Source organism: Paraburkholderia sp. PGU19, from assembly GCF_013426915.1.
Lineage (GTDB): Bacteria > Pseudomonadota > Gammaproteobacteria > Burkholderiales > Burkholderiaceae > Paraburkholderia.
The window spans coordinates 437,083-463,125 of record NZ_AP023180.1; the positions used below are offsets into that span (position 1 = coordinate 437,083).

The 26,043-nt window shown below is 62.0% G+C and carries 28 protein-coding genes; 17 read left to right on the forward strand and 11 right to left on the reverse strand.

Translation table 11 applies throughout. From position 1 onward, the window contains the following. Window positions 1–69: 69 nt before the first annotated feature. On the reverse strand, window positions 70–1,155 hold the full coding sequence (locus H1204_RS19605) for a GlxA family transcriptional regulator (protein WP_180732337.1): 1,086 nt from the start codon (window positions 1,153–1,155) through the stop codon (window positions 70–72). Window positions 1,156–1,183: 28 nt separating this feature from the next. Beyond that, a complete protein-coding gene (locus H1204_RS19610) occupies window positions 1,184–1,420 on the reverse strand; it encodes a hypothetical protein (RefSeq protein ID WP_180732338.1) in 237 nt (78 codons plus the stop codon). Between the two features lie 106 nt (window positions 1,421–1,526). Between H1204_RS19610 and H1204_RS19615 the strand changes: the two genes are divergently transcribed. From H1204_RS19615 to H1204_RS19645, 7 genes are read left to right on the forward strand one after another with little or no spacing between them, the layout of a single operon-like run. Continuing rightward, window positions 1,527–2,915, forward strand: a complete 1,389-nt coding sequence (locus H1204_RS19615; RefSeq protein ID WP_180732339.1) for an L-serine ammonia-lyase — start codon at window positions 1,527–1,529, stop codon at window positions 2,913–2,915. A gap of 28 nt (window positions 2,916–2,943) precedes the next feature. After that, window positions 2,944–4,188: a sarcosine oxidase subunit beta family protein gene (locus tag H1204_RS19620; RefSeq protein ID WP_042313915.1), complete on the forward strand. Its 1,245-nt coding sequence runs from the start codon at window positions 2,944–2,946 to the stop codon at window positions 4,186–4,188. 22 nt (window positions 4,189–4,210) lie between these two features. Further along, window positions 4,211–4,510, forward strand: a complete 300-nt coding sequence (locus H1204_RS19625; protein ID WP_180732340.1) for a sarcosine oxidase subunit delta — start codon at window positions 4,211–4,213, stop codon at window positions 4,508–4,510. Further along, the gene (locus tag H1204_RS19630) at window positions 4,507–7,506 is read left to right on the forward strand and encodes a sarcosine oxidase subunit alpha family protein (RefSeq protein ID WP_180732341.1); all 3,000 of its coding nucleotides are present in this window, start codon (window positions 4,507–4,509) and stop codon (window positions 7,504–7,506) included. Before H1204_RS19625 ends, H1204_RS19630 begins: the two co-directional genes overlap by 4 nt. Continuing rightward, window positions 7,496–8,146: a sarcosine oxidase subunit gamma gene (locus H1204_RS19635; protein WP_243468730.1), complete on the forward strand. Its 651-nt coding sequence runs from the start codon at window positions 7,496–7,498 to the stop codon at window positions 8,144–8,146. The genes H1204_RS19630 and H1204_RS19635 overlap by 11 nt, the downstream gene beginning before the upstream one ends. Window positions 8,147–8,175: 29 nt before the next feature. Continuing rightward, complete coding sequence (locus tag H1204_RS19640; RefSeq protein ID WP_180733232.1) at window positions 8,176–8,604, forward strand: dihydroneopterin aldolase; 429 nt, start codon at window positions 8,176–8,178, stop codon at window positions 8,602–8,604. A gap of 9 nt (window positions 8,605–8,613) precedes the next feature. After that, the gene (locus tag H1204_RS19645; RefSeq protein ID WP_180732342.1) at window positions 8,614–8,904 is read left to right on the forward strand and encodes a hypothetical protein; all 291 of its coding nucleotides are present in this window, start codon (window positions 8,614–8,616) and stop codon (window positions 8,902–8,904) included. A 69-nt stretch (window positions 8,905–8,973) separates the two neighbouring features. On the opposite strand, the gene H1204_RS19650 is transcribed toward H1204_RS19645, so the two are convergent. The 5 genes from H1204_RS19650 to H1204_RS19670 form a co-directional block, all read right to left on the reverse strand. Then, the gene (locus H1204_RS19650) at window positions 8,974–9,261 is read right to left on the reverse strand and encodes a hypothetical protein (protein WP_180732343.1); all 288 of its coding nucleotides are present in this window, start codon (window positions 9,259–9,261) and stop codon (window positions 8,974–8,976) included. Continuing rightward, window positions 9,258–9,740 carry a DUF2778 domain-containing protein gene (locus tag H1204_RS19655; protein WP_180732344.1) on the reverse strand — a complete coding sequence of 161 codons (483 nt, stop codon included), beginning with the start codon at window positions 9,738–9,740 and terminating at the stop codon, window positions 9,258–9,260. The genes H1204_RS19650 and H1204_RS19655 overlap by 4 nt, the downstream gene beginning before the upstream one ends. A 13-nt stretch (window positions 9,741–9,753) precedes the next feature. After that, on the reverse strand, window positions 9,754–10,236 hold the full coding sequence (tssD, locus tag H1204_RS19660) for a type VI secretion system tube protein TssD (protein WP_180732345.1): 483 nt from the start codon (window positions 10,234–10,236) through the stop codon (window positions 9,754–9,756). Window positions 10,237–10,329: 93 nt separating this feature from the next. Further along, window positions 10,330–11,289: a LysR family transcriptional regulator gene (locus tag H1204_RS19665; protein WP_180732346.1), complete on the reverse strand. Its 960-nt coding sequence runs from the start codon at window positions 11,287–11,289 to the stop codon at window positions 10,330–10,332. A gap of 189 nt (window positions 11,290–11,478) precedes the next feature. After that, window positions 11,479–12,531, reverse strand: a complete 1,053-nt coding sequence (locus H1204_RS19670; protein ID WP_180732347.1) for an NAD(P)-dependent alcohol dehydrogenase — start codon at window positions 12,529–12,531, stop codon at window positions 11,479–11,481. Window positions 12,532–12,899: 368 nt separating this feature from the next. Between H1204_RS19670 and H1204_RS19675 the strand changes: the two genes are divergently transcribed. Next, on the forward strand, window positions 12,900–13,880 hold the full coding sequence (locus H1204_RS19675) for an AraC family transcriptional regulator (RefSeq protein ID WP_180732348.1): 981 nt from the start codon (window positions 12,900–12,902) through the stop codon (window positions 13,878–13,880). Window positions 13,881–13,902: 22 nt separating this feature from the next. Here the strand turns inward: H1204_RS19675 and H1204_RS19680 are convergent, their stop codons facing one another. Continuing rightward, a complete protein-coding gene (locus tag H1204_RS19680) occupies window positions 13,903–14,295 on the reverse strand; it encodes a VOC family protein (RefSeq protein WP_180732349.1) in 393 nt (130 codons plus the stop codon). Window positions 14,296–14,463: 168 nt separating this feature from the next. On the opposite strand from H1204_RS19680, the gene H1204_RS19685 reads away from it, so the two are divergent. Continuing rightward, a complete protein-coding gene (locus H1204_RS19685; RefSeq protein ID WP_180732350.1) occupies window positions 14,464–14,778 on the forward strand; it encodes a hypothetical protein in 315 nt (104 codons plus the stop codon). A gap of 22 nt (window positions 14,779–14,800) precedes the next feature. Here H1204_RS19685 and H1204_RS19690 read toward each other — a convergent pair whose 3' ends face one another. Next, the gene (locus H1204_RS19690; protein ID WP_180732351.1) at window positions 14,801–16,273 is read right to left on the reverse strand and encodes a GGDEF domain-containing protein; all 1,473 of its coding nucleotides are present in this window, start codon (window positions 16,271–16,273) and stop codon (window positions 14,801–14,803) included. A 168-nt stretch (window positions 16,274–16,441) separates the two neighbouring features. Beyond that, window positions 16,442–17,647, reverse strand: a complete 1,206-nt coding sequence (locus H1204_RS19695; protein WP_180732352.1) for a polysaccharide pyruvyl transferase family protein — start codon at window positions 17,645–17,647, stop codon at window positions 16,442–16,444. Between the two features lie 339 nt (window positions 17,648–17,986). Here H1204_RS19695 and H1204_RS19700 point away from each other — a divergent pair, with 339 nt between their 5' ends. From H1204_RS19700 to H1204_RS19710, 3 genes are all read left to right on the forward strand, one after another. Then, the gene (locus H1204_RS19700; protein WP_180732353.1) at window positions 17,987–18,187 is read left to right on the forward strand and encodes a hypothetical protein; all 201 of its coding nucleotides are present in this window, start codon (window positions 17,987–17,989) and stop codon (window positions 18,185–18,187) included. Between the two features lie 249 nt (window positions 18,188–18,436). Beyond that, complete coding sequence (locus H1204_RS19705; protein WP_180732354.1) at window positions 18,437–19,258, forward strand: alpha/beta hydrolase; 822 nt, start codon at window positions 18,437–18,439, stop codon at window positions 19,256–19,258. Between the two features lie 112 nt (window positions 19,259–19,370). Continuing rightward, window positions 19,371–19,634, forward strand: a complete 264-nt coding sequence (locus tag H1204_RS19710) for a DUF2164 domain-containing protein (RefSeq protein ID WP_180732355.1) — start codon at window positions 19,371–19,373, stop codon at window positions 19,632–19,634. A 16-nt stretch (window positions 19,635–19,650) separates the two neighbouring features. On the opposite strand, the gene H1204_RS19715 is transcribed toward H1204_RS19710, so the two are convergent. Further along, a complete protein-coding gene (locus H1204_RS19715; protein WP_180732356.1) occupies window positions 19,651–20,562 on the reverse strand; it encodes a LysR family transcriptional regulator in 912 nt (303 codons plus the stop codon). Window positions 20,563–20,711: 149 nt separating this feature from the next. Between H1204_RS19715 and H1204_RS19720 the strand changes: the two genes are divergently transcribed. The 5 genes from H1204_RS19720 (at window position 20,712) to H1204_RS19740 (ending at window position 25,830) form a co-directional block, all read left to right on the forward strand. Then, complete coding sequence (locus H1204_RS19720) at window positions 20,712–21,725, forward strand: aldo/keto reductase (RefSeq protein WP_180732357.1); 1,014 nt, start codon at window positions 20,712–20,714, stop codon at window positions 21,723–21,725. A gap of 98 nt (window positions 21,726–21,823) precedes the next feature. After that, entirely contained in the window at window positions 21,824–22,336 is a 513-nt protein-coding gene (locus tag H1204_RS19725; RefSeq protein ID WP_180732358.1) for a DUF1697 domain-containing protein, read from the forward strand. Between the two features lie 93 nt (window positions 22,337–22,429). Continuing rightward, window positions 22,430–23,362: a 2-hydroxyacid dehydrogenase gene (locus H1204_RS19730; RefSeq protein ID WP_180732359.1), complete on the forward strand. Its 933-nt coding sequence runs from the start codon at window positions 22,430–22,432 to the stop codon at window positions 23,360–23,362. A gap of 28 nt (window positions 23,363–23,390) precedes the next feature. Further along, window positions 23,391–23,870, forward strand: a complete 480-nt coding sequence (locus H1204_RS19735; protein ID WP_079489013.1) for an OsmC family protein — start codon at window positions 23,391–23,393, stop codon at window positions 23,868–23,870. A 616-nt stretch (window positions 23,871–24,486) separates the two neighbouring features. After that, window positions 24,487–25,830: a sigma 54-interacting transcriptional regulator gene (locus H1204_RS19740; RefSeq protein WP_180732360.1), complete on the forward strand. Its 1,344-nt coding sequence runs from the start codon at window positions 24,487–24,489 to the stop codon at window positions 25,828–25,830. Window positions 25,831–26,043: the final 213 nt, after the last annotated feature.

Below are 26,043 nucleotides of genomic sequence, written 5' to 3' on the forward strand. Positions count from 1 at the left end.
TCTGCGAGCAGTGCGTTGAGCGTGTTTTGTGGAGCGCCAATCGAAGCGAGATGTTCTGGCGTCCCCCCCTCAAAACACATCCACTCTCCCCGGAAACGTCTCCTCATAAGCCACCGCCGCGTCCCCCTCAACCGGCGTTCCCCCGCGTTGTTCTCTGAACATCACCGGAGGCATCCCAAACTCTTTGCGGAACTCACGTCCGAGATGCGAAGCATCAGAAAACCCGCAACTCGAAGCAATATCCGCGACCGTCCTGTCCGAACTCGTCAGTAGCCACGCTGCCGTTCTCAACCGAACCTGCTTCGCAAACGCCTGCGGACTCTTCCCCGTCTCGGCCTTGAACAACCGCTCCAACTGCCGCGGCGAAAGATCGAGCTTGCAAGCCAGTTCTTCCAAAGGCAACGTACGCCCGACATGTTGCTCCATCAACAAAATCGCGCGCTTGACCTTCGGATGCGTCGCCGGCTCCAGCCCCGGCGGATGAGGCTGCGGCGCATTCCCCTTCTGCATCTCCCCGACCAGCAAAATCCGCAGCGCCTTCTGCACGGTCGCCGTTTCGAAGTGACGCAGCAGAATCGCCGCCGCCACATCGATCGAAGCCCGTCCGCCCGAGCACGTAATCCGTCGACGGTCGATCACGAACAGCCGGTCCGCGATCAACGCATCCGAATTGACGGAAGGAAAGCGCTCGACGAAATCCCAGTAGTGAAACCAGCTCACGCAAATCCGGTGCTCGTCGAGCACGCCCGCGCGCATCAACGCGAACACACCCGTGCAGATGCCGACCAGCGTCGTGTTCCCGCGCGCCGCTGCGCGGATGAACTGCAAGGTTTCGTCGTTCGCCTGCGGCCCCGAATGCAACAGCCCGCCGACGACGACTACATAGTCGAACGGCTCCGCGTCGGCGAAGGTTTCCCACGGCGTGATCTGGATGCCGCAACTCGCGCGCACGGGCGCGAGCGTGTCGCCGATCACGCTCCACGAGCAGCGCACGGGCTTGCTGTAATCGCCTTCGTCGGCGGATAGACGCAGCATGTCGACGAAGCCGGAAAACGCCGTCAGCGTGAAGTTCGGCAGCAGGATGATGCCGAAGCGGATGCGCTCTTTGGGCAGCGCATCGATGGAAGTCAACGGTAGTGAATCAACGATGGTCATGGCGCGATGGCGCAGTGGTCCGGCAAGTTCAATCGACTGATAACAAAAAAGCGAAACCCAAACGCGCCCGCACGCGGGATAACCCTAGCGTCGCCGATTCGTGCCCGCCGCTCTTGTCCTTTTCCGACACCGACTTGCGCAGATGCGAAGCGCGTTCATCCCCGCGTGGCTTGGGCTCCGGCGGATCGACCGGGCGCCCGGACTTGCGTTTTTCCGTCACCGAGTTGCGGAGAAACGAAGTCCGGGCGCCATCTGGCGTCGCCATCCCACGTCGATGCCGTTTTTGTTCTATCGGCGGATTTTACGCTTTGGTGTACTGGCGTCACTGCGGAGTTCACGCATTTCCGCCCACCTACCTGAGCAAGGTTTCCATGAACGTCAGCGTTTTCGACCTGTTCAAGATCGGCATCGGCCCATCGAGTTCGCACACAGTCGGCCCGATGATCGCCGCCTGCCGCTTCGCTTCCCATATCGAGGACGCGAACCTGCTCGCGTTCGTGCGCCGCGTAAAAGTCGAGCTGTACGGCTCGCTCGGCGCGACGGGCAAGGGCCACGGCACCGATAAGGCCGTGCTGCTCGGCCTCGAAGGCCATCTGCCCGATACCATCGACCCCGACCTGATCGAACCGCGCCTCGTCGATATCCGCAAGGGTAAGCGCCTGTCGCTGCTCGGCAAGCACGAGGTCGGCTTCGAAGAGAAGGAGCACATCGCGTTCTTCCGCCGTCTGATGAGCGGCACGGGCAGCGTCGTGCATCCGAACGGCATGCGCTTCCAGGCCTTCGACGAGAACGGCCAGCTGCTGGTCGAGAAAGAGTATTACTCGGTCGGCGGCGGCTTCGTCGTGAACCGCGAAGGCGACCGTGTCAACGGCGTGCGTGCGGGCGGCGAAGTGCCGTATCCGTTCCGCACCGGCGACGATCTGATGCGCGTGTGCTGTGAAAGCGGCCTGTCCGTCGCGCAGGTGACGTTCGCCAACGAATGCGCATCGCGCGCTCCGGAAGACGTGCGCGAAGGCCTGCTGACGATCTGGCGCACGATGGCCGCCTGTGTCGAACGCGGGTGCAAGATGCATGGCGAACTGCCCGGTCCGATGCGCGTGAAGCGCCGCGCCGCCGATCTCACGGTGCAACTGCGCACGCGTTCGGAAGAGTCGCTGCGCGATCCGCTGTCGATGCTCGACTGGGTCAACCTCTATGCGATGGCCGTCAACGAAGAGAACGCCGCCGGCGGCCGCGTCGTAACCGCGCCGACCAACGGCGCAGCGGGCGTGATTCCCGCCGTGCTGCACTACTACGTGAAGTTCGTGCCGGGCTCGAACGAAAACGGCATCATCGACTTCCTTTTGACGGCGGCCGCCATCGGCATCATCTACAAGGAAACGGCGTCGATCTCGGGTGCGGAAGTGGGCTGCCAGGGCGAAGTGGGCGTCGCGTGTTCAATGGCTGCAGCGGCGCTCGCGGCCGTGATGGGCGGCACGCCGTCGCAAGTCGAGAACGCCGCTGAAATCGGCATGGAACACAACCTCGGCATGACCTGCGACCCGGTCGGCGGCCTGGTGCAGATTCCGTGCATCGAGCGCAACGCAATGGGCGCGATCAAGGCGCTGAACGCATCGCGGATGGCGTTGAAGGGCGACGGCCAGCACTACGTGACGCTCGACAACGTCATCAAGACGATGCGCGAAACAGGCGCCGATATGAAAACGAAATACAAGGAGACGTCGCGCGGTGGTCTCGCCGTGAACGTCATCGAATGTTAATGGTAACGAGTAACAAGGGGTCTGCACGATGAGCCGCTATTCGATATTCAGTCTGTTCCGCAACGGGTTGTCGTATCACGAGAACTGGGAGCGACAGTGGAGAAGCCCGGAACCGAAAAAGGAATATGACGTCGTGATCGTCGGTGGCGGCGGGCACGGTCTTGCGACGGCGTATTACCTCGCGAAAGAACACGGCGTGAAGAACGTCGCGATTCTGGAGAAGGGCTGGATCGGTGGCGGCAATACGGCGCGTAACACGACGATCGTGCGTTCGAACTATCTGTGGGACGAATCGGCGGCGTTGTACGAGAAGGCGATGAAGCTGTGGGAAGGCTTGTCGCAAGATCTCAACTACAACGTGATGTTCTCGCAGCGCGGCGTGCTGAATCTCGCGCACACGCTGCAGGACGTGCGCGACACCGAGCGCCGCGTGAATGCGAACCGGCTGAACGGCGTCGATGCCGAATTCCTGACGCCCGAGCAGATCAAGGAAATCGAGCCGACGATCAACCTGAATAGCCGTTATCCCGTGCTCGGCGCATCGATTCAACGTCGTGCGGGCGTCGCGCGTCACGATGCCGTTGCGTGGGGCTTTGCACGCGGCGCGGATCAGGCAGGCGTCGACATCATCCAGAACTGCCAGGTGACGGGCATTCGCCGTGACGGCGGCCGCGTGACGGGCGTCGATACGGTGAAGGGTTTCATCAAGGCGAAGAAGGTCGCCGTCGTCGCAGCCGGCAACACGACGACGCTCGCCGACATGGCGGGCATCCGTCTGCCGCTCGAAAGCCATCCGCTGCAGGCACTGGTGTCCGAGCCGATCAAGCCCGTGGTCAACTCGGTGATCATGTCGAACGCGGTGCACGCGTACATCAGCCAGTCCGACAAGGGCGATCTGGTGATCGGCGCGGGCGTCGATCAGTACACGGGCTTTGGGCAGCGCGGCAGCTTCCACATTATCGAAGGCACGCTGCAGGCCATCGTCGAAATGTTCCCGGTGTTCTCGCGTGTGCGCATGAACCGCCAGTGGGGTGGCATCGTCGACGTGTCGCCGGATGCGTGCCCGATCATCAGCAAGACCGACGTGAAGGGCCTGTACTTCAACTGCGGCTGGGGCACGGGCGGCTTCAAGGCGACGCCGGGCTCGGGCTGGGTGTTCGCGCACACCATCGCCAACGACGAACCGCATCCGCTGAACGCGGCGTTCTCGCTGGACCGCTTCTATACCGGCCATCTGATCGACGAACACGGCGCGGCTGCCGTGGCCCACTGACCGCATTTTCCTGGAAACCATCATGCTGACAATCGAATGCCCGTGGTGCGGTCCGCGCGCCGAATCCGAATTTAGCTGCGGCGGCGAAGCCGATATTGCACGTCCGCTCGACACCGACAAGCTCACCGACCGCGAATGGGGCGAGTACCTGTTCATGCGCAAGAACCCGCGCGGCGTGCATCGCGAGCAATGGATGCACACGCAGGGCTGCCGCCGTTGGTTCATGGCGACGCGCGACACCGTCTCGTATCAGATTCAAGGCTACGAAACGTTCAAGATGGGCAACACGTCCGCCGACGCACAAGAGGGCAACAAGCAATGAGCCAGAAGAACCGCCTCGGCGCCGGTGGGCGCATCAACCGCGCGATTCCGCTGACCTTCACGTTCAACGGACGCACGTATCAGGGCTTTCAGGGCGACACGCTCGCCTCGGCGCTGCTCGCGAACGGCGTGCACTTCGTCGCGCGCAGCTTCAAGTATCACCGCCCGCGTGGCATCGTCACGGCTGACGTTGCAGAACCGAATGCCGTCGTGCAACTGGAGCGCGGCGCATACACGGTGCCGAATGCGCGCGCGACGGAAATCGAGCTGTATCAGGGACTGGTCGCGACCAGTGTGAATGCCGAGCCGAATCTCGAGCATGACCGCATGGCGATCAACCAGAAGTTCGCGCGCTTCATGCCCGCCGGCTTCTACTACAAGACGTTCATGTGGCCGGCAAAGTTCTGGCCGAAGTACGAAGAGAAAATTCGTGAAGCGGCGGGTCTGGGCAAGTCGCCCGAAGTGCTCGACGCCGATCGCTACGACAAGTGTTACGCGCATTGCGACGTGCTGGTGGTCGGCGGCGGCCCGACGGGTCTTGCTGCGGCACACGCGGCGGCCGTAAGCGGCGCGCGCGTGATTCTCGTCGACGATCAGCGCGAGCTTGGCGGCAGCCTGCTGTCGGGCAAGACGGAGATCGACGGACGCGCGGCGCTGAGCTGGGTCGAGAAGATCGAAGCGGAACTGTCGCGCATGCCCGATGTGACGATCCTCTCGCGCAGCACGGCGTTCGGCTATCAGGACCACAACCTCGTTACGGTGACGCAGCGTCTGACGGATCATCTGCCCGTGTCGATGCGCAAGGGCACGCGCGAACTGCTGTGGAAGATCCGCGCCAAGCGTGTGATTCTCGCGACGGGCGCGCACGAGCGTCCCATCGTGTTCGGCAACAACGATCTGCCGGGCGTGATGATGGCGTCGGCGGTTTCGACTTATATCCATCGTTTTGGCGTGCTGCCGGGCCGCAATGCCGTCGTGTTCACGAACAACGACGCGGGCTATCAGTGCGCGCTCGACATGAAGGCGTGCGGCGCGAGCGTGACAGTCGTCGATCCGCGTGCCCAGGGCAGCGGCGCGTTGCAGGCAGCGGCGCGGCGTCATGGCGTGAAGATCCTCAACAACGCGGCCGTGATGACGGCGCATGGCAAGCTGCGCGTCACGTCGGTCGAAGTGGTCGCATATGCGAACGGCAAGACGGGCGCGAAGCAGGCTGACCTGCCTTGCGATCTCGTCGCGATGTCGGGCGGCTACAGCCCTGTGCTGCATCTGTTCGCGCAGTCGGGCGGCAAGGCGCACTGGAACGACACGAAGGTGTGCTTCGTGCCGGGCAAGGGCATGCAGCCGGAAACGAGCATCGGCGCGGCAGCGGGCGAATTCAGCCTGGCGCGCGGTCTGCGTCTCGCCGTCGATGCTGGCGTCGAAGCAGTGAAGTCGATCGGTTATGCGGTCACACGTCCGCAAGTACCGCAGGCTGCGGAAGTCGCCGAGTCGCCGTTGCAGCCGTTGTGGCTGGTCGGCAGCCGCGCGGAAGCGGCGCGCGGCCCGAAGCAGTTCGTCGATTTCCAGAACGACGTGTCGGCAGCGGACATTCTGCTGGCGGCGCGCGAAGGCTTCGAATCCGTCGAACACGTGAAGCGTTATACGGCGATGGGCTTCGGCACCGATCAGGGCAAGCTCGGCAACATCAACGGCATGGCGATTCTCGCCGATGCACTCGGCAAGACGATTCCCGAAACGGGCACGACGACGTTCCGCCCGAACTACACGCCCGTGAGCTTCGGCACCTTCGCGGGCCGCGAACTGGGTGATCTGCTCGATCCGATCCGCAAGACGGCCGTGCACGAATGGCACGTCGAGAACGGCGCGATGTTCGAGGACGTCGGCAACTGGAAGCGCCCTTGGTACTTCCCGAAGAGCGGTGAAGATCTGCATGCGGCCGTGAAGCGCGAATGTCTCGCGGTGCGCAACAGCGTCGGCATTCTCGATGCGTCGACGCTCGGCAAGATCGACATTCAGGGCCCCGATGCGGCGAAGCTGCTGAACTGGATGTACACGAATCCATGGACCAAGCTCGAAGTCGGCAAGTGCCGCTACGGCCTGATGCTCGATGAAAACGGCATGGTGTTCGACGACGGCGTGACCGTGCGCCTCGCCGACCAGCACTTCATGATGACCACCACGACGGGCGGCGCGGCACGCGTGCTGACGTGGATGGAACGCTGGCTGCAAACCGAGTGGCCGGACATGAAGGTGCGCCTCGCGTCGGTGACGGATCACTGGGCGACGTTCGCCGTGGTCGGTCCGAAGAGCCGCAAGGTCGTGCAGAAGATTTGCAGCGACATCGACTTCGCCAACGAGGCGTTCCCGTTCATGTCGTATCGCAACGGTACGGTCGCAGGCGTGAAGGCGCGCGTGATGCGGATCAGCTTCTCGGGCGAGCTTGCCTACGAAGTGAACGTGCCGGCGAACATGGGCCGCGCGGTGTGGGAAGCGCTGATGGCTGCGGGCGCCGAGTTCGACATCACGCCGTACGGCACGGAAACGATGCACGTGCTGCGCGCGGAGAAGGGCTACATCATCGTCGGCCAGGATACGGATGGCTCGGTTACGCCGCACGATCTCGGCATGGGAGGACTGGTCGCGAAGACGAAGGATTTCCTCGGACGTCGTTCGCTCGCACGGTCGGATACCGCGAAGGATGGGCGCAAACAGTTCGTCGGCCTGCTCACCGACGATCCGCAACTGGTGCTTCCCGAAGGCAGCCAGATTGTCGCCGGTCCGTTCCAGGGCGATACCGCGCCGATGCTTGGACACGTGACGTCGAGCTACTACAGCCCGATTCTGAACCGTTCGATTGCGCTCGCCGTGGTCAAGGGCGGCCTGAACAAGATGGGGCAAAACGTGACGATTCCGCTTGCTAGCGGCAAGCAGATCGCCGCGAAGATCGCCAGCCCCGTTTTCTACGACACCGAAGGAGTGCGTCAACATGTGGAATGAAGCAAGGAACAATGCACCGGGCGCAACGTCGGCTGTCGCGAACCGGGTGGCGGGACAACCGTGGCAGGAGTCGCCGCTGGCTGGTTTGGGCGATCTGGTGAAGAAGCACGTGGCGGCGCCGTCGAAGAAATTTCATCTGCGTGAGAAGGCGTTTTGCGATCTCGTGAATCTGCGTGGCGATGTGGGTGATGCCGGGTTTCTCAGCGCAGTCGAAAGCGTGACGGGTTGCCGTCCGCCGGCGAAGCCCAATACCGTGGCGCGCGGCAATGGCTATGACGTGCTGTGGCTCGGGCCCGATGAATGGCTCGTGCGCTCGCAGCAACCTCAGGCGCCTGTTGCCGAGGACAAACTGGTCGAAGCGCTGCAAGGGCAGTTTGCTTCGGCAGTGGATATCGGCAGCGGCTGGACGGTGCTCGAAGTGAGCGGCGAGAAGGTGCGTGATGTGATTGCGCGCGGCTGTCCGCTGGATCTGCATCCGCGCATTCTTGCGCCGGGGCAGTGCGCGCAGAGCCATTACTTCAAGGCGTCGATCGTGCTCGTGCCGGTTGCGGATGATACGTATGAGATCGTCGTGCGTCGCAGTTTCGCCGATTACTTCGTTCGTATCATGCTCGATGCGGCTGAGCCGCTGCTGTCGTGAAGCCGTTCGAGGAGCCGTTGACGGCTTATATGCGTGCTGCTTCTGATGCGCGTGGCGCGGCTAGAGGCAAGGGCTGGCGTGTGTTTATCGATGAGCTTGTCGTGGCGACGCGAATTGGTATTCATGCGCATGAGCATCTTGCGGCACAGCCTGTTGTGATGGATGCGAGTCTTTCTTATCGCTGCGAGCCTTCGGAGGAGGGCGCGCACGCGATGATCGACTATGAGCGGTATTGCAATCGCGTGAGTGAGTTTCTTTCCGTTAAGCCGCATACCCGGATGCTGGAGACGCTTGCTGTCGAGATTGCTCTGCTTTCGTTTGCCGAGTGGCCTGCGCTCGAGGCTATTACGCTGGCTTTGCATAAGCCCAAGATTCGTGAGGGCACGAAGCGGATCGGGGTTGAGCTGGACTGGACGCGGGGCGATTTTGAAGCGCATGCGGCTTCGGCTTTGGGCTGAACGGTTGATATGTCGCGTGCGCAAACGTCCGAACTGGTCAAGCGTGCGTATGCGGCTGGAGATGCCGATGCGGCTGTTGCGCTGCTCGAGCAGAGTATTGCGCTTGGGCATCGGCGGATTGCTTTGATTCGCTATCTGCAGGCGCAGTATCTCGAGGCGGCGCTCGATGCCAGGCATCATGAGTATGTGAGGGGTGTTGCGGCGCGGATGAGTCCGGATGCTCTGGCTAGAGTTGTGGGGGAGGCGCGGGTGAGAAGAGGGCGTCAAAGCGCAGATGAACACGATGAGTGCCCGGGTTGACCTGAACCCGGGCGTCGCGCTCCACCCGTTCGCACATTCGAAGCCGCCGATATTGAGGGACCCGTGATGTCAACGTCGATGCGGAGGTCTTTGTAGGCGGCGAATGAATAGCATGACAATCCATGTCGTGAGAGCGGCGAATACCCAGCACGTCGCGATCAGGCATAACAGACCAAGGGTTTGAATGTCCTCAGGATTGTCCAGTTTGTCAAAGCCGCTGATAGCTATCGAGCGACGGATGAAGTGGTACAGGAACACCGGCATCTCGAACGGAAACGATGTGGCGATGCACGCCAGCAACCAGCCGCCGGCACAGGTACAGGCGAAAAAGATTGCGATAGACAGCAGTCGTCTCACCAGACCTCCAGTGTGCCGTACGCGCGGAATGCCGCGCCCGGCACAGGAAGCTCGGGCGGCCGCGCGCGAATATATCGCGCGAGCGATTCAAAGTCGGCCGGATACAGGACGGTTACGCAACCGTGACTCAGACCGAGCGGACCTCTGGGGTGCAGCCGGAACGAACCTCGTTTGATTCCATTGATGTTCGTCGTGTCGCCGCCGCTCGGATTCCAGAGCATGAACCATTTGGAGCGGTCTGTCGTGCCGATTCCGTGTTCGCCCGCCCAATCGTATAACCATCCCATCATCCCACCCGACTGCCGGTCGACGATGTAGTAGGTTCCGCGCGGCAAAGGGCCGACATCGGGCATTGCAGTTGCATCCGCATTGTCACGCCCACGCCCCGCACCGGAAAATGCTTTGACCGTGCCGTATCCGGAACGGTAGAGATCCGACGTGTCCTGATTATTGAGTGAGAACGTACAGTGCACGGGCATTGCGTCGTCTCCCTCAAAGCAGGTTCCACGCATCTTTGAACTTCAGATTTCCGTCGAGATAACACCACGTGATTTCCTCGTAACGGAATTCGACCGCTTCAAAGTGATTGTGGTGGGCTGAAGTCTGCTCCTTAATATTGAGTAATTCCGGTGTGACCGAGACGACCTTCACCTGTTGCAGCAAGATGTTGAAGTACTCTTCTTCGTGCCCTGCATCGTTGATGCGATACCACTTGAGCTCGGCTGATTGCAAGGTCGCACCACGTGCGATTGCCACGTAGAGCAGCGTTGAAGAACGATCAAGCTCCTTTTCTATGGTTAGCGGGCGGTGCGTCCGACCGCCAATCAGCTTGCCGGTCGAGTGATCGGTACCCGCGTGCATGCCATGCGTGAGGCTCAGTACTTCGATGCTTCCTTCACGTCCAGCTACCTGACTCGATCCGCGGATTTCCGCCCCGCGTTCATCTTTCAGCCAAAGATGCAATGGGATTGCCATAGAGCCGATCTCCTTCTTTTTGATTGGAGATCAGGCTTTTAGCATCGAGTGGAGAGCGGATTGAAAAAAAGTGTTGCGAAGTACAGGGCGCCGTCACGCTGCATGCAACCCACCCCGAATCAACATCCTCACCCGCGACAAATCCGCCTCAACATGCCCTTGGTGTTCAAACAGTTCAGCGAGCCAATCAACAAACGCCCTGACTCGCGGCGACACCCGCCGCCCCTTCACATAAGCCACCGAAACCGGCATCGCGACAGGCTTCCACTGCGGCAAAACCTCGCGCAGCAACCCTTTGTCCAATAGAGCCTGCGCAGCAATCCTTGCTGGCTGAATCAGCCCAAGCCCTTGCAGCCCGCAAGTCAGATAAGCATGCTCATCGCTGACTTTGATAAACCCATCGACCTTAACAGTAAGCGGACTCCCACCCACATCAAAATCAAAGTCCACAGCACGCCCGGTAATCATCGACATACAGTTCACGGCGACATGCCCGGAAAGATCATCAAGACTCTCAGGCGTCCCATATCGCTCAAGATAAGCCGGACTAGCACACGTCACATGCTCCAGCGTCCCGAGCCGCTTCGCAGCCAGCCCTGAATCCGGCAATTCACCAAGCTGAATACTGCAATCAACAGCCTCGCCGACAAGATCCACATTGCGATGACTCACACCAATCGCGAGGTCGATCCCCGGATAACGCTCATGAAAATCATCAAGCGCAGGCAGCACGATCGAAGTCGCAACGGCCCCAGGCATCTCCACCCGCAAACGCCCACTCGGATTATCGAGTGTCTGACGAAGCGTCGCTTCCATCTCATCGATATCAGCAAGAATCTGCGAGCAGCGCTCGTAATATGCAGCGCCTTCAGGCGTAAGACTCAACCGCCGCGTCGTACGCACGAGCAACGTCGTGCCCAGCAGCGCTTCCAGATTCTGAACAATCGTTGTTGCCGTCGCGCGCGGAATCTCCAGAGACTCGGCAGCGCGTGTAAAGCTATTGGTATCGACGATACGCATGAACGTGCGCATCGCCTGGATACGATCGATCACGGAACTCTCCAAAAACGGGACATTCCAGAAAAAGACAACGAGCGGAAAACACCACGGCACACCCCGTCCCGGTAGGGAGGCGCGCCGATACTGCACATGCAATGACTGATGCGAGGCGGGAAGCAGGGACAGGCCGCCGTCCTGCGCGGCCTGGAGGGAGGGGGTAAAGCGGTTGGGTCCTGCTGCCCGTTACTTGCGGAGCGAGTCGAGATCGATGACGAAGCGGTACTTCACATCGCTCTTCAACATGCGCTCATATGCTTCATTGATCTGCTGCATCTGAATCATCTCGATGTCAGACGTGATGCCATGCTTGCCGCAGAAGTCCAGCATTTCCTGCGTCTCGGCAATGCCGCCGATCAGCGATCCCGCCAGACGACGGCGCTTCATGATCAGATTGAACACCTGCGGCGACGGATGATCGTGCTCCGGCGCACCCACCAGCGTCAGCGTCCCATCGCGCTTCAACAGGTTGATGAACGGATTCAGATCGTGCTGCGCCGCGACCGTGTTGACGATCAGATCGAAGCTGTTCAGATGCGCTTCCATCTCCGCCGGGTTCTTCGAGATCACCACTTCATCCGCGCCGAGGCGCTTCGCGTCTTCGATCTTCGATGCCGACGTCGTGAACAGCACGACATGCGCGCCCATCGCGTGTGCGATCTTCACGCCCATGTGGCCGAGGCCGCCCAGTCCGACGATGCCAACCTTCTTGCCCGGCCCCGCGCCCCACGTGCGCAGCGGCGAGTACAGCGTGATGCCCGCACATAGCAGCGGCGCGACGCCAGCCGGGTCGAGGTTCTCCGGCACGCGCAGCACGAATTCTTCATCGACGACGAGTTGCGTCGAATAGCCACCGTACGTCACGGCGCCCGTCTGCCTGTCGTTGCCGTTGTACGTGCCGACAAAGCCGTTCTCGCAATACTGTTCGAGGCCTTCCTGGCAACTCGGGCACGTGCGGCACGAATCGACCAGACAACCGACGCCGACCAGTTGACCGACCTTGTACTTCGATACTTGCGACCCAACGTTCGTCACGCGGCCGACGATCTCATGGCCCGGGACGACAGGGAAAATCGTGTTCTTCCATTCGTTGCGTGCCTGGTGCAGGTCCGAATGACAGACCCCGCAAAACAGGACTTCCATCTGTACATCGTGTTCGCGCAGGTCGCGACGCTGAAATTCGAACGGCGCGAGTTTCGATTGCGCGTCGGTTGCGGCATAGGCGTAGGTCGTGGACATGAGGGCTCCAGCTTGTAGATGCAATTGCGCGAGGCGCCGCGCAGCATGCTCGCGCGGCGGTTGAATCTGTCGTGCGCCGAGGCACGCGGAATGTCCGCCGTGAGGTCCGTCCGATGGGCGTAAGCGATGCATGCAAGCGGCAACGCAGGGTTGGCAGGCCTCGTGCGAGGCGCCGGACGGTGTGTCGCGGACAGGAAGCGGGCTTTGCGACAGGGTTCCCATGTTAGGGACCGGGCGCCCCCCAGGGAATACCTGAACATCTTGAAGGCTTGCCTATTTCTCCTGGAGCCGTCCGCCGTAGGCCATTTAATGCTAGATTTCAAGCCATATTCTCTGGCGGCACATGTTTTCGCCGAATGGATTTCATCATGTCCGACACAAAACTTTCAAATAGCGCGCCGCTCGCGGAGCGCTCGCCGCAGCAGCGGATGGTCGAATTGCTGCGCACGCTCGCGCCCGCCGAGGGCATGACGGATGCGCCGCTCGAAGGCGTCAAGTTCCTGCGCGCGAATCACCCCATGCCGCGCCGCCCCGTGATGTACGAGCCGAGCATCGTGATCGTCTGTCAGGGCCGCAAGCGCGGCTATCTCGGCGATCACGCGTACATCTATGACGCGCAGCAGTATCTCGTGCTGTCCGTGCCGCTGCCGTTCGAGTGCGAGACGGAGGCGAGCGTCGATGAGCCGTTCCTCGGCATTTCGGTTCGCGTCGATCTGACGATGGTCGCCGAACTGCTGATGCTGCTCAACGAAACGCACGGCGCCGTCGACACCGAGCCGCGCGGCATTTACTCGACGCCACTCGACCAGCCGCTAGGCGACGCCGTGCTGCGCCTGCTCGAAGCGCTGGTGTCGCCCGTCGACGCCCGCATTCTCGCGCCGTCGATCGTGCGCGAGATCTGCTATCGCGTGCTGACGGGCGTGCAGGGCAACGCGATACGCGCGGCGCTCACGCACCAGCATCACTTCGGCCGTATCGCGAAGGCGTTGCGCCGCATTCACACCGAATACGACGGCGATCTCGACGTCGAGACGCTGGCGCGCGAATCGGGCATGAGCCTCGCGGTCTTTCACGCGCAGTTCAAGAACGTCACGTCGACTTCGCCGATGCAGTATGTGAAGACGACGCGTCTGCATCACGCGCGTCTCTTGATGGTCCAGGACGGGCTGAACGCGGGCGCGGCGGCGGCGCGCGTCGGCTATGAAAGCGCGTCGCAGTTCAGCCGTGAATTCAAGCGTCTGTTCGGTCTGAGTCCCGTCGATGAAGTGAAGCGCATGCGCGGCACGCTGGACCCCGTTGTGCCGCCGCAGCCGCAACGCGCCGTCCCGAAGTACGTGACGACGAACTGAAACGGCGCACGAAGTGATGCTGTCACGCCGCGTCGTGGCAGCACACGCAAAGCTTGTTGCCGTCGAGATCGCGGAAGTAGGCGCCGTAGTAGTTCGCGTGATATTCGGGGCGCAGCCCTGGCGGACCTTCACACATAGCGCCATGCGCGAGCGCCGTCGCGTGCACGCGATCGACGGCGAGACGGTCGGCCGCCAGCAGCGCGACCATATGCCCATTGCCCGCAACGGCAGGCGCGCCGTCGAACGGCTTGCCGACGAGAAACAGCGGTCGCGCGACGCCCGGCTTCATCCATCCCGCCCAGGGCCTGTCGTCCTCGCGAAACTTCAGCACGAGTCCCAATTCGGCAAGCACCGCCGAATAGAAGGCAAACGCCCGCTCGAAATCGTTGACGCCGATGAATACGTGGGAAAGCATCGAATACGGCTCCTTTCAGGCGGAAACCGAGCAAGGCGGGTAACGCCGATACCAGCATGATTGCTGATCTGGCTACATTTTCGCGTGGTGATTACGATGGCTGCGCTGTGCATTCGAACAAAACTCGCGAAATAAAACTCGCGAACAACACTCACGGAGCCCACCATCATGAAGCGTTTTCACATCGCGCTCGCCGTTGCGAATCTCGACGAATCGATTGCCGACTATAGCGAGCGTCTGGGACAACCGCCCTCGGCCATCGTGCCGGGTCAGTACGCAATGTGGCGCACCGATCTGCTCAACTTCTCGATCAACGAAAAGCCCGAAAAAGCAGGGCAGTTGCGCCATGTCGGCTTCGAGGACGACGCGGTCGAAGGCTATTCGAGCAGCACCGACGTGAACGGGCTCGAATGGGAGTTGTTCTCCGCAGCCGAACAGGACAGGCGCATTGTAAGCACATACGGCGTGCCCGTGAAAAGCTGACTACGTCGCGAAACGCACAAGCTTACTTCTGCACGCCGCTCGCTTCCTGCGTTACGTAATGCGCGCGCTTTTCCTCATACATCAGCAGGTCGGCCTGCTGCACGCCCGCTTCGATCCGTTCGCCGCGCTGCACGGTCGCCATCCCCATCGAGAAGCTGATGGGCGAGCCTGGATAGAACTGGTTGTTCAGATCGACCAGCTGACGGATCGTCTCGATCATCGTCGCGCCGCCGCGTTCGTCAGTGCCGGGCAGCAGGATCGCGAACTCGTCGCCGCCGATACGCGCCGCGTTGAACGGCGTCTCCATGGCTTTCGCGAGCACTTCGCCGGCGCGGCGCAGCAGCGCGTCGCCGGCGGCGTGGCCGAGCTGATCGTTCACGCGCTTGAGGCCGTTGAGGTCGGCCATGATGACCGTCACCGGGAACGGCCCCTTGCGTTCGAGCCGGTTCAGTTCATCCACATAGAACGAGCGGTTGCGCAGCTTGGTCAGCACATCGTGCTTGCCGAGGAATTCCAGATACGCTTCGGCCTTCTTGCGCGCGGTGATGTCGGTGAGCGCGACGAGCACGAGGTCCCACGAGAGTTCGTGTCCCGGCAGCACGGAGAACTGCAGATGCACGTGCACCTCGTTCGCCTCGAGCGAATAGTTGAGCACTTCGCGCTGCTGGAAGAGTTTGCCGTCCCACAGGTCGATCAACTGCTCGCGGAAATGCGGGCGCATGTCGTCGCGGAACACTTCGGGAAGGCGCGACAGCAGCGTCTTCTTGTCGGGTGCTGCGAACATCTCCAGCGTGTGCTGGTTGACGTCGAGCACATGAATTTCGGCCATGCAGCGCTCGACGAACTCCGGGTGCACGTCGGTGAAGGTGCGGAAATCGGTGATGCCCGCCGCCCGCGCGTCGTCGAGCAGATGCTTGACGGCGCTGAAATCCTCGACCCATAGCGACACGGGCGAATACTCGAAGAGCCCGCGCACGTACTGCTCGGCCTCCGTCACGCGATGGCGCGCCCCTTCCAGTTCCGTGATGTCTTCCGTCGATACCAGCACGCGGTCCCAGCGCTCCTCATGGCCCGGCAGCACTTTGCCCTTGAGCAGCACGTCCAGACGCCGGCCGCCCAGCGTGTAGTTGACCGTCTGGCTCGTGAAGTGAGGCCGGCCGGACCAGAGCTGGCACAGCTCTTCAAGATGCGTCTTCAGCATGTCGTCGCGGAAGATCGCCGACAGGTTGTCCGTCAGCGCGCTGAAATCCGCGGCTTCGAACAGTGTCAGTGTCTGCTGGTTGACCTTGATGACGCGGATGCGGCTCGCGCACTCGGCCACCCGCTTGATGTCCTCGCCGATGTGCGCGCGCAGATCCGTTACGCCTTGCGCGCGCCAGTCTTCGAACAGCGCCTTTACGCCGCTGAAGTCTTCGAGCCAGAGCGCGACGGGCGCGAGATCGAACATTTCCGAGTCGTCGTCGGCTGTGGAGCGCGGGCCAGGGTGGTTGGGCATGACAGGTCCAGAATCGAATTTCTCGCTATTCTACGGTGCCAACTGGGCCCGGAGAAAATGTCGGGTGTCCGCTATCGGCATCAGCCGGATGCGGCCGCAACCGTTATAACGGCAAATTCCAGCCATTCTGCAGGCATCGCGCGGAAGTCGAGCAGGGACGACTCGTGTTCATCCCGCGAGCCCTGAAACAGTTGTTTGAAACGCATCGCGGCAAAGCGCGACGAGGCGTACCGCGGTTTGCTTCAGTCGTGCTGGATCGACAGACAGCGCGTTATTGATTCCTTCAGCAATCCCGCTCACGCGCACGGCGATGGGCTGGCCCGCGTCTTCCCACGTTTGCGCGAAAGCCGTCTGCTTGCAGGGCCGCGCGAAGTCTCCGTCGTGCAGCAGATTGATGCGCGGCAACGCGTGCGCCATTGCGACGATCCGGCCATGCAGGCTGCTGCCGATATAACCACGGCTGTGCGCGAGCAGCGCGCAGATGTCCCAGATATTCAGCGAATCGAAGAGATGCACGGACGGCGCGCGCATGCGCACAGCCGTGCGCTCGAAGCACGACAGATCGTCGTGCCACGGCGCCGCGCCTGCGCGGAAGAACACGATAGCTAGGTCATGCGCGTGCGCGGCGTGGTCCAGTTGCGCGGCGATCTGGTCGAGCGTCGCGTCGTCGCCGAAGTCGGCGCTGAACTGCACGGCCAGATACCCGCGCGGCGCAGCTTCGCGTATCCGCGCAACGGCCTGCTTCGATGCATGCGCGCGAATCGTATCGCCGAACAGTTCGGCGACCATCACCGCGCAATCGGGCGCGAGCCGCGCTTCGATGCCCGACTTCGCGAGCAACGCCTGCGTGTGGATGTCGCGCACGCTGATATCGTCGGCGCGGGCGAGTTTGGCAAGCACTTCGTCGCGCATCCTGGCGTCGCGCTCATCGAGCGTCACGCCGCCGGTCGCATTGAACAGAACACGCGTGGCGCACGGCCATGCATCCTTCGACACGACATACGGCGCAAGCTCGCGCGTGTCGAGCACACGTTGCGCCCAGTCTGATCGATCGGGTTGTTGCGACGCGATGATCCGTTGCGCGTCGTGGTTCGTTTGCAGCATCACAGCGGCGTCCCACGCATCGCAGGTGAGAATCTCTCCGCCAACATGAAGCAGACTGACCGCACGTTCGTGCAACTGTCGAAGCGCCTGAACGCGATGCCCGCCTTGCATGCGCAGATCACGCGCCACGAGTCCCGCGACGTGCATGTCGCAGACGCGCACGTCGCGACCCGCAAGCATGCGCGCAACGACATGAGGAAACAGCATGTCGCCGAAATTGTGCCGGTCGAACGCGCCGAACAGCACGACGGGTAATGATTGCGCACTCATCGATCTATTCCGCCATCACCTGGCACGCGCCGCGTGCCGCACGATCGCGAGTTGACTTTCGCATTTTCATGCCCTACGAATCGAATTAACCGGTCGTCGGTTATATCGGTGCAAAGCTTCATACAAGTCACTGAATTCTGTTCGGAGGGTACACGCAATTCCCAACTGGCCGCGCGAACATGCATCGCGGCACTGCACGCGAACGGCACGCGCAATACGAGGAAGACGTGTTTTCCGGTGAAGGCATTCAACGCGCTTCGCCGTGAAGCGGGCGACGATCAGTCTGCAACGCGCCGGCATGCCGGTGCGTCTCTTCATGCCTTGAAGCAGAGAACTGTCATGTTCGCCTACATCATCGTCGTCGCCGTGTCGGCCTTCATTCCCTATGTCGCGACGCCTGCCGCGGAAGCGGGCGTCAAGGCCATCGTCTCGCATCACAACGATATGGAAACCAGCGACGCGGCCGTCACGCCGACGCTCGTCGCGCAGGATGCACCCGTCGCGTCCGTCGCCAATACGCAGCCTCGCGAAGCACATTGAAGCAGCGTATTTCGCAGTTTCATCATCGCCGTTTTGAGGCACGACAGCACGAAGCGGGCCGCCCGCCGGGTTGTCGTGCGCAGTGTCCCGCCGGCGCGTTCTGATCGACCGCGCCGCGCCGCCGTTCGTCCGTATCGATGCCCTTCGTCTGAAGGATGTTTTATCGGCCTGTAACATTGGCGTCGACAATGATCGATCCGGCCGCCGCGCGGCGGCTTCATGCGTCACCACCGAAAGGAGTGCAACCGAATGAGCACGATCACCACGAAGGACGGCACGCAGATTTACTACAAGGACTGGGGCTCGGGCCGTCCCGTCGTCTTTTCGCACGGCTGGCCGCTCGACGCGGACGCATGGGATGCGCAGATGCTGTTCCTGCTGCAAAACGGCTTTCGCGTGATTGCGCATGATCGTCGCGGACATGGCCGCTCGGATCAGCCGTCGAACGGCAACGACATGGACACCTACGCCGACGATCTCGCCGCGCTGCTCGACGCGCTCGACATCCAGAGCGCGACGCTCGTCGGCCATTCGACGGGCGGCGGGGAAGTTGCGCACTATATCGGCCGACACGGCACGAAGCGGGTCGCGAAGGCCGTGCTGATCGGCGCGGTGCCGCCGTTGATGCTGAAGACGGAAGCGAATCCCGGCGGCCTGCCGATGGACGTGTTCGACGGCATCCGCAAAGGCGTCGCCGACAACCGCTCGCAGTTCTACAAAGACCTTGCGATGCCATTCTTCGGCTTCAACCGGCCGGACGCGAAGGTGTCGCAGGGCACGATCGACGCGTTCTGGGCGCAGGGCATGGCAGGCGGCGCGCACGGCCAGTACCTGTGCATCCGCGAGTTCTCCGAAGTCGACTACACGGAAGACCTGAAGAAGATCGACGTGCCGACGCTGATCCTGCACGGCGACGACGACCAGATCGTGCCCATCGATGACGCCGGCAAGTTGTCCGCGAAGATCGTGAAGAACGCGACGTTCAAGATCTACGAAGGCGCGCCGCACGGCATGTGCGTGACGGAAGCCGACAAGGTCAACGCCGATCTGCTCGCGTTCATCAACAGCTGACATCCAGGCAATGTGCCGAAAGCGGCGCGCCCTTGCGGGACGCGCCGCTTTGCTGTTTCATCCGCAGTGTGCTGCATCGCCCGATGCAGCTGACGAAAGGATGACCTCGCGCATGACAATCGAACTGGACAAGGACGTGCGCAGCGAAGCGATCGCTTCGCTGCAACGCTACTTCGCGGAGAACATGGACGAGCCGATCGGCAATATCCAGGCGGGCGCGCTGCTCGGCTTCTTCGTCGAGGAAATCGGCCCGGTGATCTACAACCTCGCCGTGCAGGACGCGCAGGCGCGTATGCACGCGCGCGTGGCGGAACTCGATATCGAGTGTCACGAAGACGCGTTCGGCTACTGGAAGAAATACGGCAAGCGGCGCTGAGCAGCGCCCGTCCGCGTCATCCCGCGTCGCGGCTGCGATTGTCACGCAGCACGAAGTCGACGAAGGCGCGCAGCGGCGCGGGCATGTGCTCGCGGCTCGCGTAGTAGAGGCGCGGCCCGGTGAACGATTGCCACCAGTCGGGCAGGATCGGCACGAGCGTGCTGTCGTCGAGCGCGGGGCGCAGGAACTCGTCGAACGAATAGACGATGCCAAGCCCGTCGACAGCCGCGCGTCGCTGGATCTCGATGACGGAAGCAACCAGCGGCCCGTTCGGCACGATCCGCACGGTTTCTTCGCCGCGCGTGAACTCCCACACGGCCAGCACGCCGCTTTCGAAGCGATGGCCGATGCACGCGTGCCGCACCAGTTCGTCGGGATGCTTCGGCTCGCCATGCTGCTTCAGATACGCGGGCGACGCGGCGGCAATGAAGCGCTGCATCGACGGACCGATGGGCACCGCGATCATGTCGCGCTCGACGCGTTCGTCGTAGCGGATGCCCGCGTCGAAGCCGGCCGCGAGGATATCGATGAAGGTGTCGTTCGACGCGACCTCGACGGTGATGCCCGGATGTTCGGCCAGAAAGCGCGACAGCAGCGCGGGCAGGACTTCGCGCGCGGCGATCGACGGCACGTTCAGCCGCAGCGTGCCTGTCGGGCTGTCGCGGAACACGTTGATCGCGTCGAGCGCCGTCGAGATTTCGCCGAACGCGGGCGCGAGCCGCTCGAACAGGCGCTGGCCGGCTTCCGTCGGCGTGACGCTGCGCGTGGTGCGGTTCAGGAGGCGCACGCCCAGTTGCTGCTCGAGGCGCCGCACGGCTTCGCTCAATGACGACGCCGACACGCCGCAGGTGGAGGCGGCGTTGCGGAAGCCGCGCGCGGCGGTGACGGCGACGAAGGCTTTCAGATCGCTCAGATCGGGTTCGACCATTGTTCGCAATTCCGCACGGGGCATTCGGATTGGGTGGAATTATCGCACGGCCGGTTTGCGCGGATACTGCGTCACAAGCGTCGCGCAGCGCGTTCGATGCGCGAAGGCGACGGACCTACCGTATTAACGAATCCACGGAGAGCACTCAGATGAAGCAACTGCGACTTGGCAAGACGGGCCCCGCGAGTTCGGCGCTCGGCCTCGGCTGCATGGGCATGTCGGGCATGTACGGCCCGGCGGACCGCGCCGAAAGCATCGCGACGATCCACGCGGCGCTGGAGGCGGGCATCACGCTGTTCGATACGGGCGACTTCTACGGCATGGGCCACAACGAACTGCTGCTCGGCGAAGCGCTCAGGAGCGCACCCGCGTCGCGCCGCGACAATGCGCTCGTCAGCGTGAAGTTCGGCGCGATGCGCGATCCCGCGGGCGGCTGGACGGCGTACGACGCGCGGCCCGCAGCCGTGAAGAATTTCCTCGCGTATTCGCTGCAGCGCCTGGGCGTCGATCATATCGACATCTATCGCCCGGCTCGGCTCGATCCGAACGTGCCGATCGAAGACACCGTCGGCGCCATCGCGGAGATGGTGAAGGCGGGCTATGTGCGGCATGTCGGCCTTTCCGAAGTGGGCGCGGCGACCATCCGCAAGGCAGCATCTGTTACGCCGATCAGCGACCTGCAGATCGAGTACTCGCTGATTTCGCGCGGCATCGAAGACGAGATTCTGCCGACGCTGCGCGAACTCGGCATCGGCGTGACGGCGTACGGCGTGCTGTCGCGCGGGTTGATCAGCGGACACTGGCAGAAAGATTCGGCGGGCAAGGGCGATTTTCGCGCGATGAGCCCGCGCTTCCAGGGCGAGAACGCCGAGCGCAATCTCGCGCTCGTCGAGGCGCTGCGCAAGGTCGCGGACAGCAAGGGTGTGTCGGTGGCGCAGATCGCGATTGCGTGGGTTGCCGCGCAAGGCGATGACATCGTGCCGCTGATCGGCGCGCGGCGGCGCGAGCGGCTGACGGAAGCGCTCGGCGCGCTTGACGTGAAGCTCGACGCGCAGCAACTCGCTGCGATCGAGAAAGCGGTGCCGAAGGGCGCGGCAGCGGGTGCACGCTATGCGGCCGCGCAAATGGCGCATCTCGACAGCGAGCAGGGCGGCGCGCACTGATGCATTGAACGTCGACGAGGCCGGGCGTGATCGTCGACGCTATTGCTGCAAAGCAGATGCGGTAGCATCGAACGCAATCGCGACTCTACACTCCGCCCATGACCACTTATGTTGCGTTGCTGCGCGCCGTCAATGTCGGCGGCACCGGCAAGCTTCCGATGACCGAGCTTCGCAAGATGTGCGAGGCAGCGGGCTTCACCAACGTTCGCACGTATATCGCGAGCGGCAACGTCGTGTTCGACAGCATGCTCGCGAAACGCGCGGCGCAGCAGGCGCTCGAACGCAGCCTCGAGGCGTATGCAGGCAAGCCCGTTGGCGTGCTGATTCGCACCGGCAAGGAGATGGCAGCCGTGCTGGACGCGAATCCGTTTCGCGACGAAGCGCCGAATCGCACGGTCGCGATCTTCCTCGACGCAGCGCCACCCGCCGACACGCTCGAGCACATCGCCGGACAGCAGAACGAACAGGTCGCGCTCGGTAAGCACGAGATCTACGTGCACTACGGCGACGGCATGGCAAAGACGAAGCTGAGAATTCCAGCCGCGAAGACAGGCACCGCGCGCAACATCAACACGATCGCCAAACTCGCGGAGTGGGCCGCGCAATCATGACGACAAGCGCTGCGTAGAACGGGGCTTGTTGCTACACTGCGCCTTGCCGAGTACTTCGTAGCAGCACTTCTCATCCTTCGCTTGCGTCGAGTCATGAAACCTTCCCTGCTCATCCTGATTCCACTTGGCGACGACAGTCGCGCGCGCATTTCAGCCTCCTTCGATATTCATTACGCCCCCACGCACGAAGCGCGCGTTCAATCCATCGCGAAAGAAGGCGCGGCGATTCGCGCCGTATTGACCAACGGCACGACAGGTCTCACGGCCGATGAAATGGACCAGATGCCTGTGCTCGAATTCGTCAGCGCGCTCGGCGCGGGCTATGAAAACATCGCGGCTACGCATGCAAAAGCGCGCGGCATCGTCCTCGCGAACGGCGCGGGCACGAACGACGATTGCGTCGCCGATCACGCCATGGCCTTGTTGCTGGCCGTCGTGCGCGACGTGCCGCAGCGTGACCGCGCGACCCGCGAAGGCATCTGGCGCGACACATTGCCGATGCGGCCTTCCGTGTCAGGCAAACGGCTTGGTATCGTGGGTCTCGGCAATATCGGGCTGAAGGTTGCGCGGCGCGCGGCCGGCTTCGATATCGACGTCGCGTATCACAACCGCAAGCCGCGTGACGGCGCAGCATTGCGCTACATCGACAACCTGCACGAACTCGCGCGCTGGAGCGACTATCTCGTCGTTGCAACGCCGGGTGGTCCGGCGACACAACATCTGATCGATCGCGCCGTACTCGAAGCACTCGGGCCGAAGGGCTTTCTGGTGAACGTGTCACGCGGCAGCGTCGTCGATACGGCCGCGCTTGCGCATGCGCTCGCAAACGGCGTGATAGCGGGCGCGGGCCTCGATGTATACGAAGGCGAGCCGCAGCCGCCTCAGGCCCTGGTGCATCTGACGAACGTCGTGCTCACGCCGCATGTGGCGGGCACGTCGCCGGAAGCGATCACGGCTTCCGTCGATAACTTCATCACGAACGCGACGCGTCACTTCGCGGGCGAAGACGTGTTGACACCCATCTGATCGTTCACACCACGAGGACCTTTCGCGCATGGCAAAGCATACGGCACTCATCGAATGGAGCAGCAACGGCAGCAAGTTCACCGACAACCGCTATAGCCGCGCGCATCAATGGACGTTCGACGGCGGCGCAGTGGTACCGGCGTCGAGTTCGCCGCATGTCGTGCGCGTGCCGTTCTCCGATCCTGCAGGCGTCGATCCTGAAGAGGCATATGTCGCGGCGCTGTCGAGTTGCCATATGCTGTGGTTTCTGTCGATCGCCGCAGAGCAAGGCTATGTCGTCACGTCGTATCGCGACGAAGCCGAAGGCACGATGGCGAAAAACGACGCGGGCAAGGAAGTGGTCACGCGTGTCGTGCTGAAACCGGCCGTTGCATTTGCCGGCGCAAAAGCACCGAGCGATGAAGCGCTCGCGCATCTGCATCATCTCGCGCACGATGCGTGTTTTCTCGCCAATTCGGTGAAGACGGTGATCGACGTTGAAGGGAGTTGGAGCTTCGAACAGGTTTGATTTGCGTTCAGGCGCAATGCCAAACATATATGTCTGTCTAGCAAGCTTGACTTGTTTCTTTCATATCGTCGCGGCCCGCTGATTCGCATCAGTGTGCCTTAAGCATTGCGCTCTATGATGCAGCCCCTTGATTTGTGATGCGGCCGGTAAGCATGTCGCTTTGCGCAAGGTTCAATTCCTCATTACCGGTTCTTTCGACTTGTATTCCAGGCGGACACGGTATTTTTGTCGTTATTCAGAATGCTAATAAGGAACAAGTTCGGCATTCGAAACGCTACAAATTACCGATGTGTTCAGATCGCCACAGTCCCTCCCACGGATTGTAAAGGATCGTTACTCGCGTAACGGGCGTAACGGCCGAAATGGCGGACCGTACCGCGCCTTCCTTCTTCTCACGTCGTCTACAGCGCGGCTCGCGCCATGACTGCCGTCATCACGCACACGCAATCGCCAATCCGCCATTGCACGTAGACGTTTTCAAACAGTAACAACCCGCGACATAGACGAGACCATGATTCCATTAACTTTTTGAGTAACCGATCGCGGCCGTTGTACGGGGGGCGTGAAGCAGTCGGTACTTGTTCGATCAATTCGAGGCGGGTCAACCGATCACATCATGAACCTGAATCTGAAAAGGCTCTATCACGTATGCAATCCCGAGCGCGCATGTCTGGACGGCAATCTTCCGTCGCTGCAATGGCGCATTCGTTGCATCGATATCCGCGAACGCCAGGGCGCCGCATTGCTCGCCAATGACCGCGCCGCGGGTCTGATTGAATTTCCGTCGTTGAGCATTCCCGCTGATCTGAACGAAGTCGACGAACTCACGCGCACCAGCGCGGCGATCAGTTGGGTGGCTGTAGTCACCAACGCGCATCTCAATGATCCGGAGATCGGCCGGATCGTGCGCACGCGCTGCGTGAGTTATATCCGCTTGCCCGCGGCGGCGGAGATGGTTGCTCAGGAACTCGATCGCGCGTACGAGATGTCCGCGGGCGACGGGGGAGAATATACGAGCGTGAACGCGGGATCGGTCGTCCTGATCGGCGCATGCGCGGCGATGAGCGACGTGCGTGCGGCAATACGCAAAGCGTCGGAACATGAACGGCCTGTGACGTTCATCGGCGAATCGGGGAGTGGCAAGACGCTGGCGGCGTCGTCGATCCACCTGGGTTCGTCGCGCCGCGAAGGGCCGTTCGTGTCGATCGATTGCGCGGCCTTCGCGCCGGAACGCGTGGAAACGGAATTATTCGGGGAATCAGCTGGCGAGGAGACCAAAGTCGAAGAGGGCAATCAGCGTTCCCGCCTCAACATGGCGGAGGGCGGCTCTCTGTATATCGATGGTATCTGCGAACTGCCGCTGTCGGCACAGCGGCGTCTCGCGGACATGCTCGATACGGGAGCGCGCAATGTGCGCATCATCTGCTCGACACATATCGACTTGCAGCGCGTTGCAGACGAACATCGTCTGCACGCGCGACTTTTCTCGTGGCTTTCGCCCGACACGATCACGATTCCGCCGCTGCGCGAACGCGGCCCCGATATCCGCTTGCTCGCCACGCATCTGCTGAAGAGCTTTCGCTCTGATTCCCGTCATGGGGTGCAAGGTTTTTCCGTGTGCGCGTGGGAAGCGTTCGACGCCCACAACTGGCCCGGCAACCTGCAGGAAATGATCAATCGCATCCGCCATGCAATCGTTGCCAGCAATGGCCCGTTGATCACAGCCGTCGATCTGGGTTTCGATCAGACCGCGAGCGTACCGTTGATCAGCGCATCCGACGACGCCGACGACATTCCCGAGTGGCAAGCCGTCGAACTGGCCATCGCACGAAATCAGGGGCGGCTCGATGCGGCCGCGACGGAACTGCACATTTCCAGGGTGTTGCTCGCGCGCATGCTGGCCTCGGACTCCCGGCGGCCGGTGGCCGCGCCGGGCGAGTTGCGGATGGATTCCGCCTAGGCGCCGGAAAGGCGCTCGGCCGCGAACTGGCAATAACGCAATGCGCTTCACGAACAGTTACACAATCCTTTTTTGTGTAGCACCTTGTCACAGATCCGCGCGCTATGCTTGCCTCAACGTCGCGCGCCTGAGCGTACCTGCCCTGATTATTTTCGCGTCGTTACTGGTTATTTTTTGCGGATTTTTTTATTCCGTCCTATGTGGTATGTCGTA

Coding starts and splice junctions, on each gene's coding strand:
- H1204_RS19605 (WP_180732337.1), bottom strand. CDS start 1,155: ATGACCATCGTTGATTCACTACCGTTGACTTCCATCGATGCGCTGCCC.
- H1204_RS19610 (WP_180732338.1), bottom strand. CDS start 1,420: ATGGCGACGCCAGATGGCGCCCGGACTTCGTTTCTCCGCAACTCGGTG.
- H1204_RS19615 (WP_180732339.1), top strand. CDS start 1,527: ATGAACGTCAGCGTTTTCGACCTGTTCAAGATCGGCATCGGCCCATCG.
- H1204_RS19620 (WP_042313915.1), top strand. CDS start 2,944: ATGAGCCGCTATTCGATATTCAGTCTGTTCCGCAACGGGTTGTCGTAT.
- H1204_RS19625 (WP_180732340.1), top strand. CDS start 4,211: ATGCTGACAATCGAATGCCCGTGGTGCGGTCCGCGCGCCGAATCCGAA.
- H1204_RS19630 (WP_180732341.1), top strand. CDS start 4,507: ATGAGCCAGAAGAACCGCCTCGGCGCCGGTGGGCGCATCAACCGCGCG.
- H1204_RS19635 (WP_243468730.1), top strand. CDS start 7,496: ATGTGGAATGAAGCAAGGAACAATGCACCGGGCGCAACGTCGGCTGTC.
- H1204_RS19640 (WP_180733232.1), top strand. CDS start 8,176: ATGCGTGCTGCTTCTGATGCGCGTGGCGCGGCTAGAGGCAAGGGCTGG.
- H1204_RS19645 (WP_180732342.1), top strand. CDS start 8,614: ATGTCGCGTGCGCAAACGTCCGAACTGGTCAAGCGTGCGTATGCGGCT.
- H1204_RS19655 (WP_180732344.1), bottom strand. CDS start 9,740: ATGCCCGTGCACTGTACGTTCTCACTCAATAATCAGGACACGTCGGAT.
- tssD (WP_180732345.1), bottom strand. CDS start 10,236: ATGGCAATCCCATTGCATCTTTGGCTGAAAGATGAACGCGGGGCGGAA.
- H1204_RS19670 (WP_180732347.1), bottom strand. CDS start 12,531: ATGTCCACGACCTACGCCTATGCCGCAACCGACGCGCAATCGAAACTC.
- H1204_RS19675 (WP_180732348.1), top strand. CDS start 12,900: ATGTCCGACACAAAACTTTCAAATAGCGCGCCGCTCGCGGAGCGCTCG.
- H1204_RS19680 (WP_180732349.1), bottom strand. CDS start 14,295: ATGCTTTCCCACGTATTCATCGGCGTCAACGATTTCGAGCGGGCGTTT.
- H1204_RS19685 (WP_180732350.1), top strand. CDS start 14,464: ATGAAGCGTTTTCACATCGCGCTCGCCGTTGCGAATCTCGACGAATCG.
- H1204_RS19690 (WP_180732351.1), bottom strand. CDS start 16,273: ATGCCCAACCACCCTGGCCCGCGCTCCACAGCCGACGACGACTCGGAA.
- H1204_RS19695 (WP_180732352.1), bottom strand. CDS start 17,647: ATGAGTGCGCAATCATTACCCGTCGTGCTGTTCGGCGCGTTCGACCGG.
- H1204_RS19700 (WP_180732353.1), top strand. CDS start 17,987: ATGTTCGCCTACATCATCGTCGTCGCCGTGTCGGCCTTCATTCCCTAT.
- H1204_RS19705 (WP_180732354.1), top strand. CDS start 18,437: ATGAGCACGATCACCACGAAGGACGGCACGCAGATTTACTACAAGGAC.
- H1204_RS19710 (WP_180732355.1), top strand. CDS start 19,371: ATGACAATCGAACTGGACAAGGACGTGCGCAGCGAAGCGATCGCTTCG.
- H1204_RS19715 (WP_180732356.1), bottom strand. CDS start 20,562: ATGGTCGAACCCGATCTGAGCGATCTGAAAGCCTTCGTCGCCGTCACC.
- H1204_RS19720 (WP_180732357.1), top strand. CDS start 20,712: ATGAAGCAACTGCGACTTGGCAAGACGGGCCCCGCGAGTTCGGCGCTC.
- H1204_RS19725 (WP_180732358.1), top strand. CDS start 21,824: ATGACCACTTATGTTGCGTTGCTGCGCGCCGTCAATGTCGGCGGCACC.
- H1204_RS19730 (WP_180732359.1), top strand. CDS start 22,430: ATGAAACCTTCCCTGCTCATCCTGATTCCACTTGGCGACGACAGTCGC.
- H1204_RS19735 (WP_079489013.1), top strand. CDS start 23,391: ATGGCAAAGCATACGGCACTCATCGAATGGAGCAGCAACGGCAGCAAG.
- H1204_RS19740 (WP_180732360.1), top strand. CDS start 24,487: ATGAACCTGAATCTGAAAAGGCTCTATCACGTATGCAATCCCGAGCGC.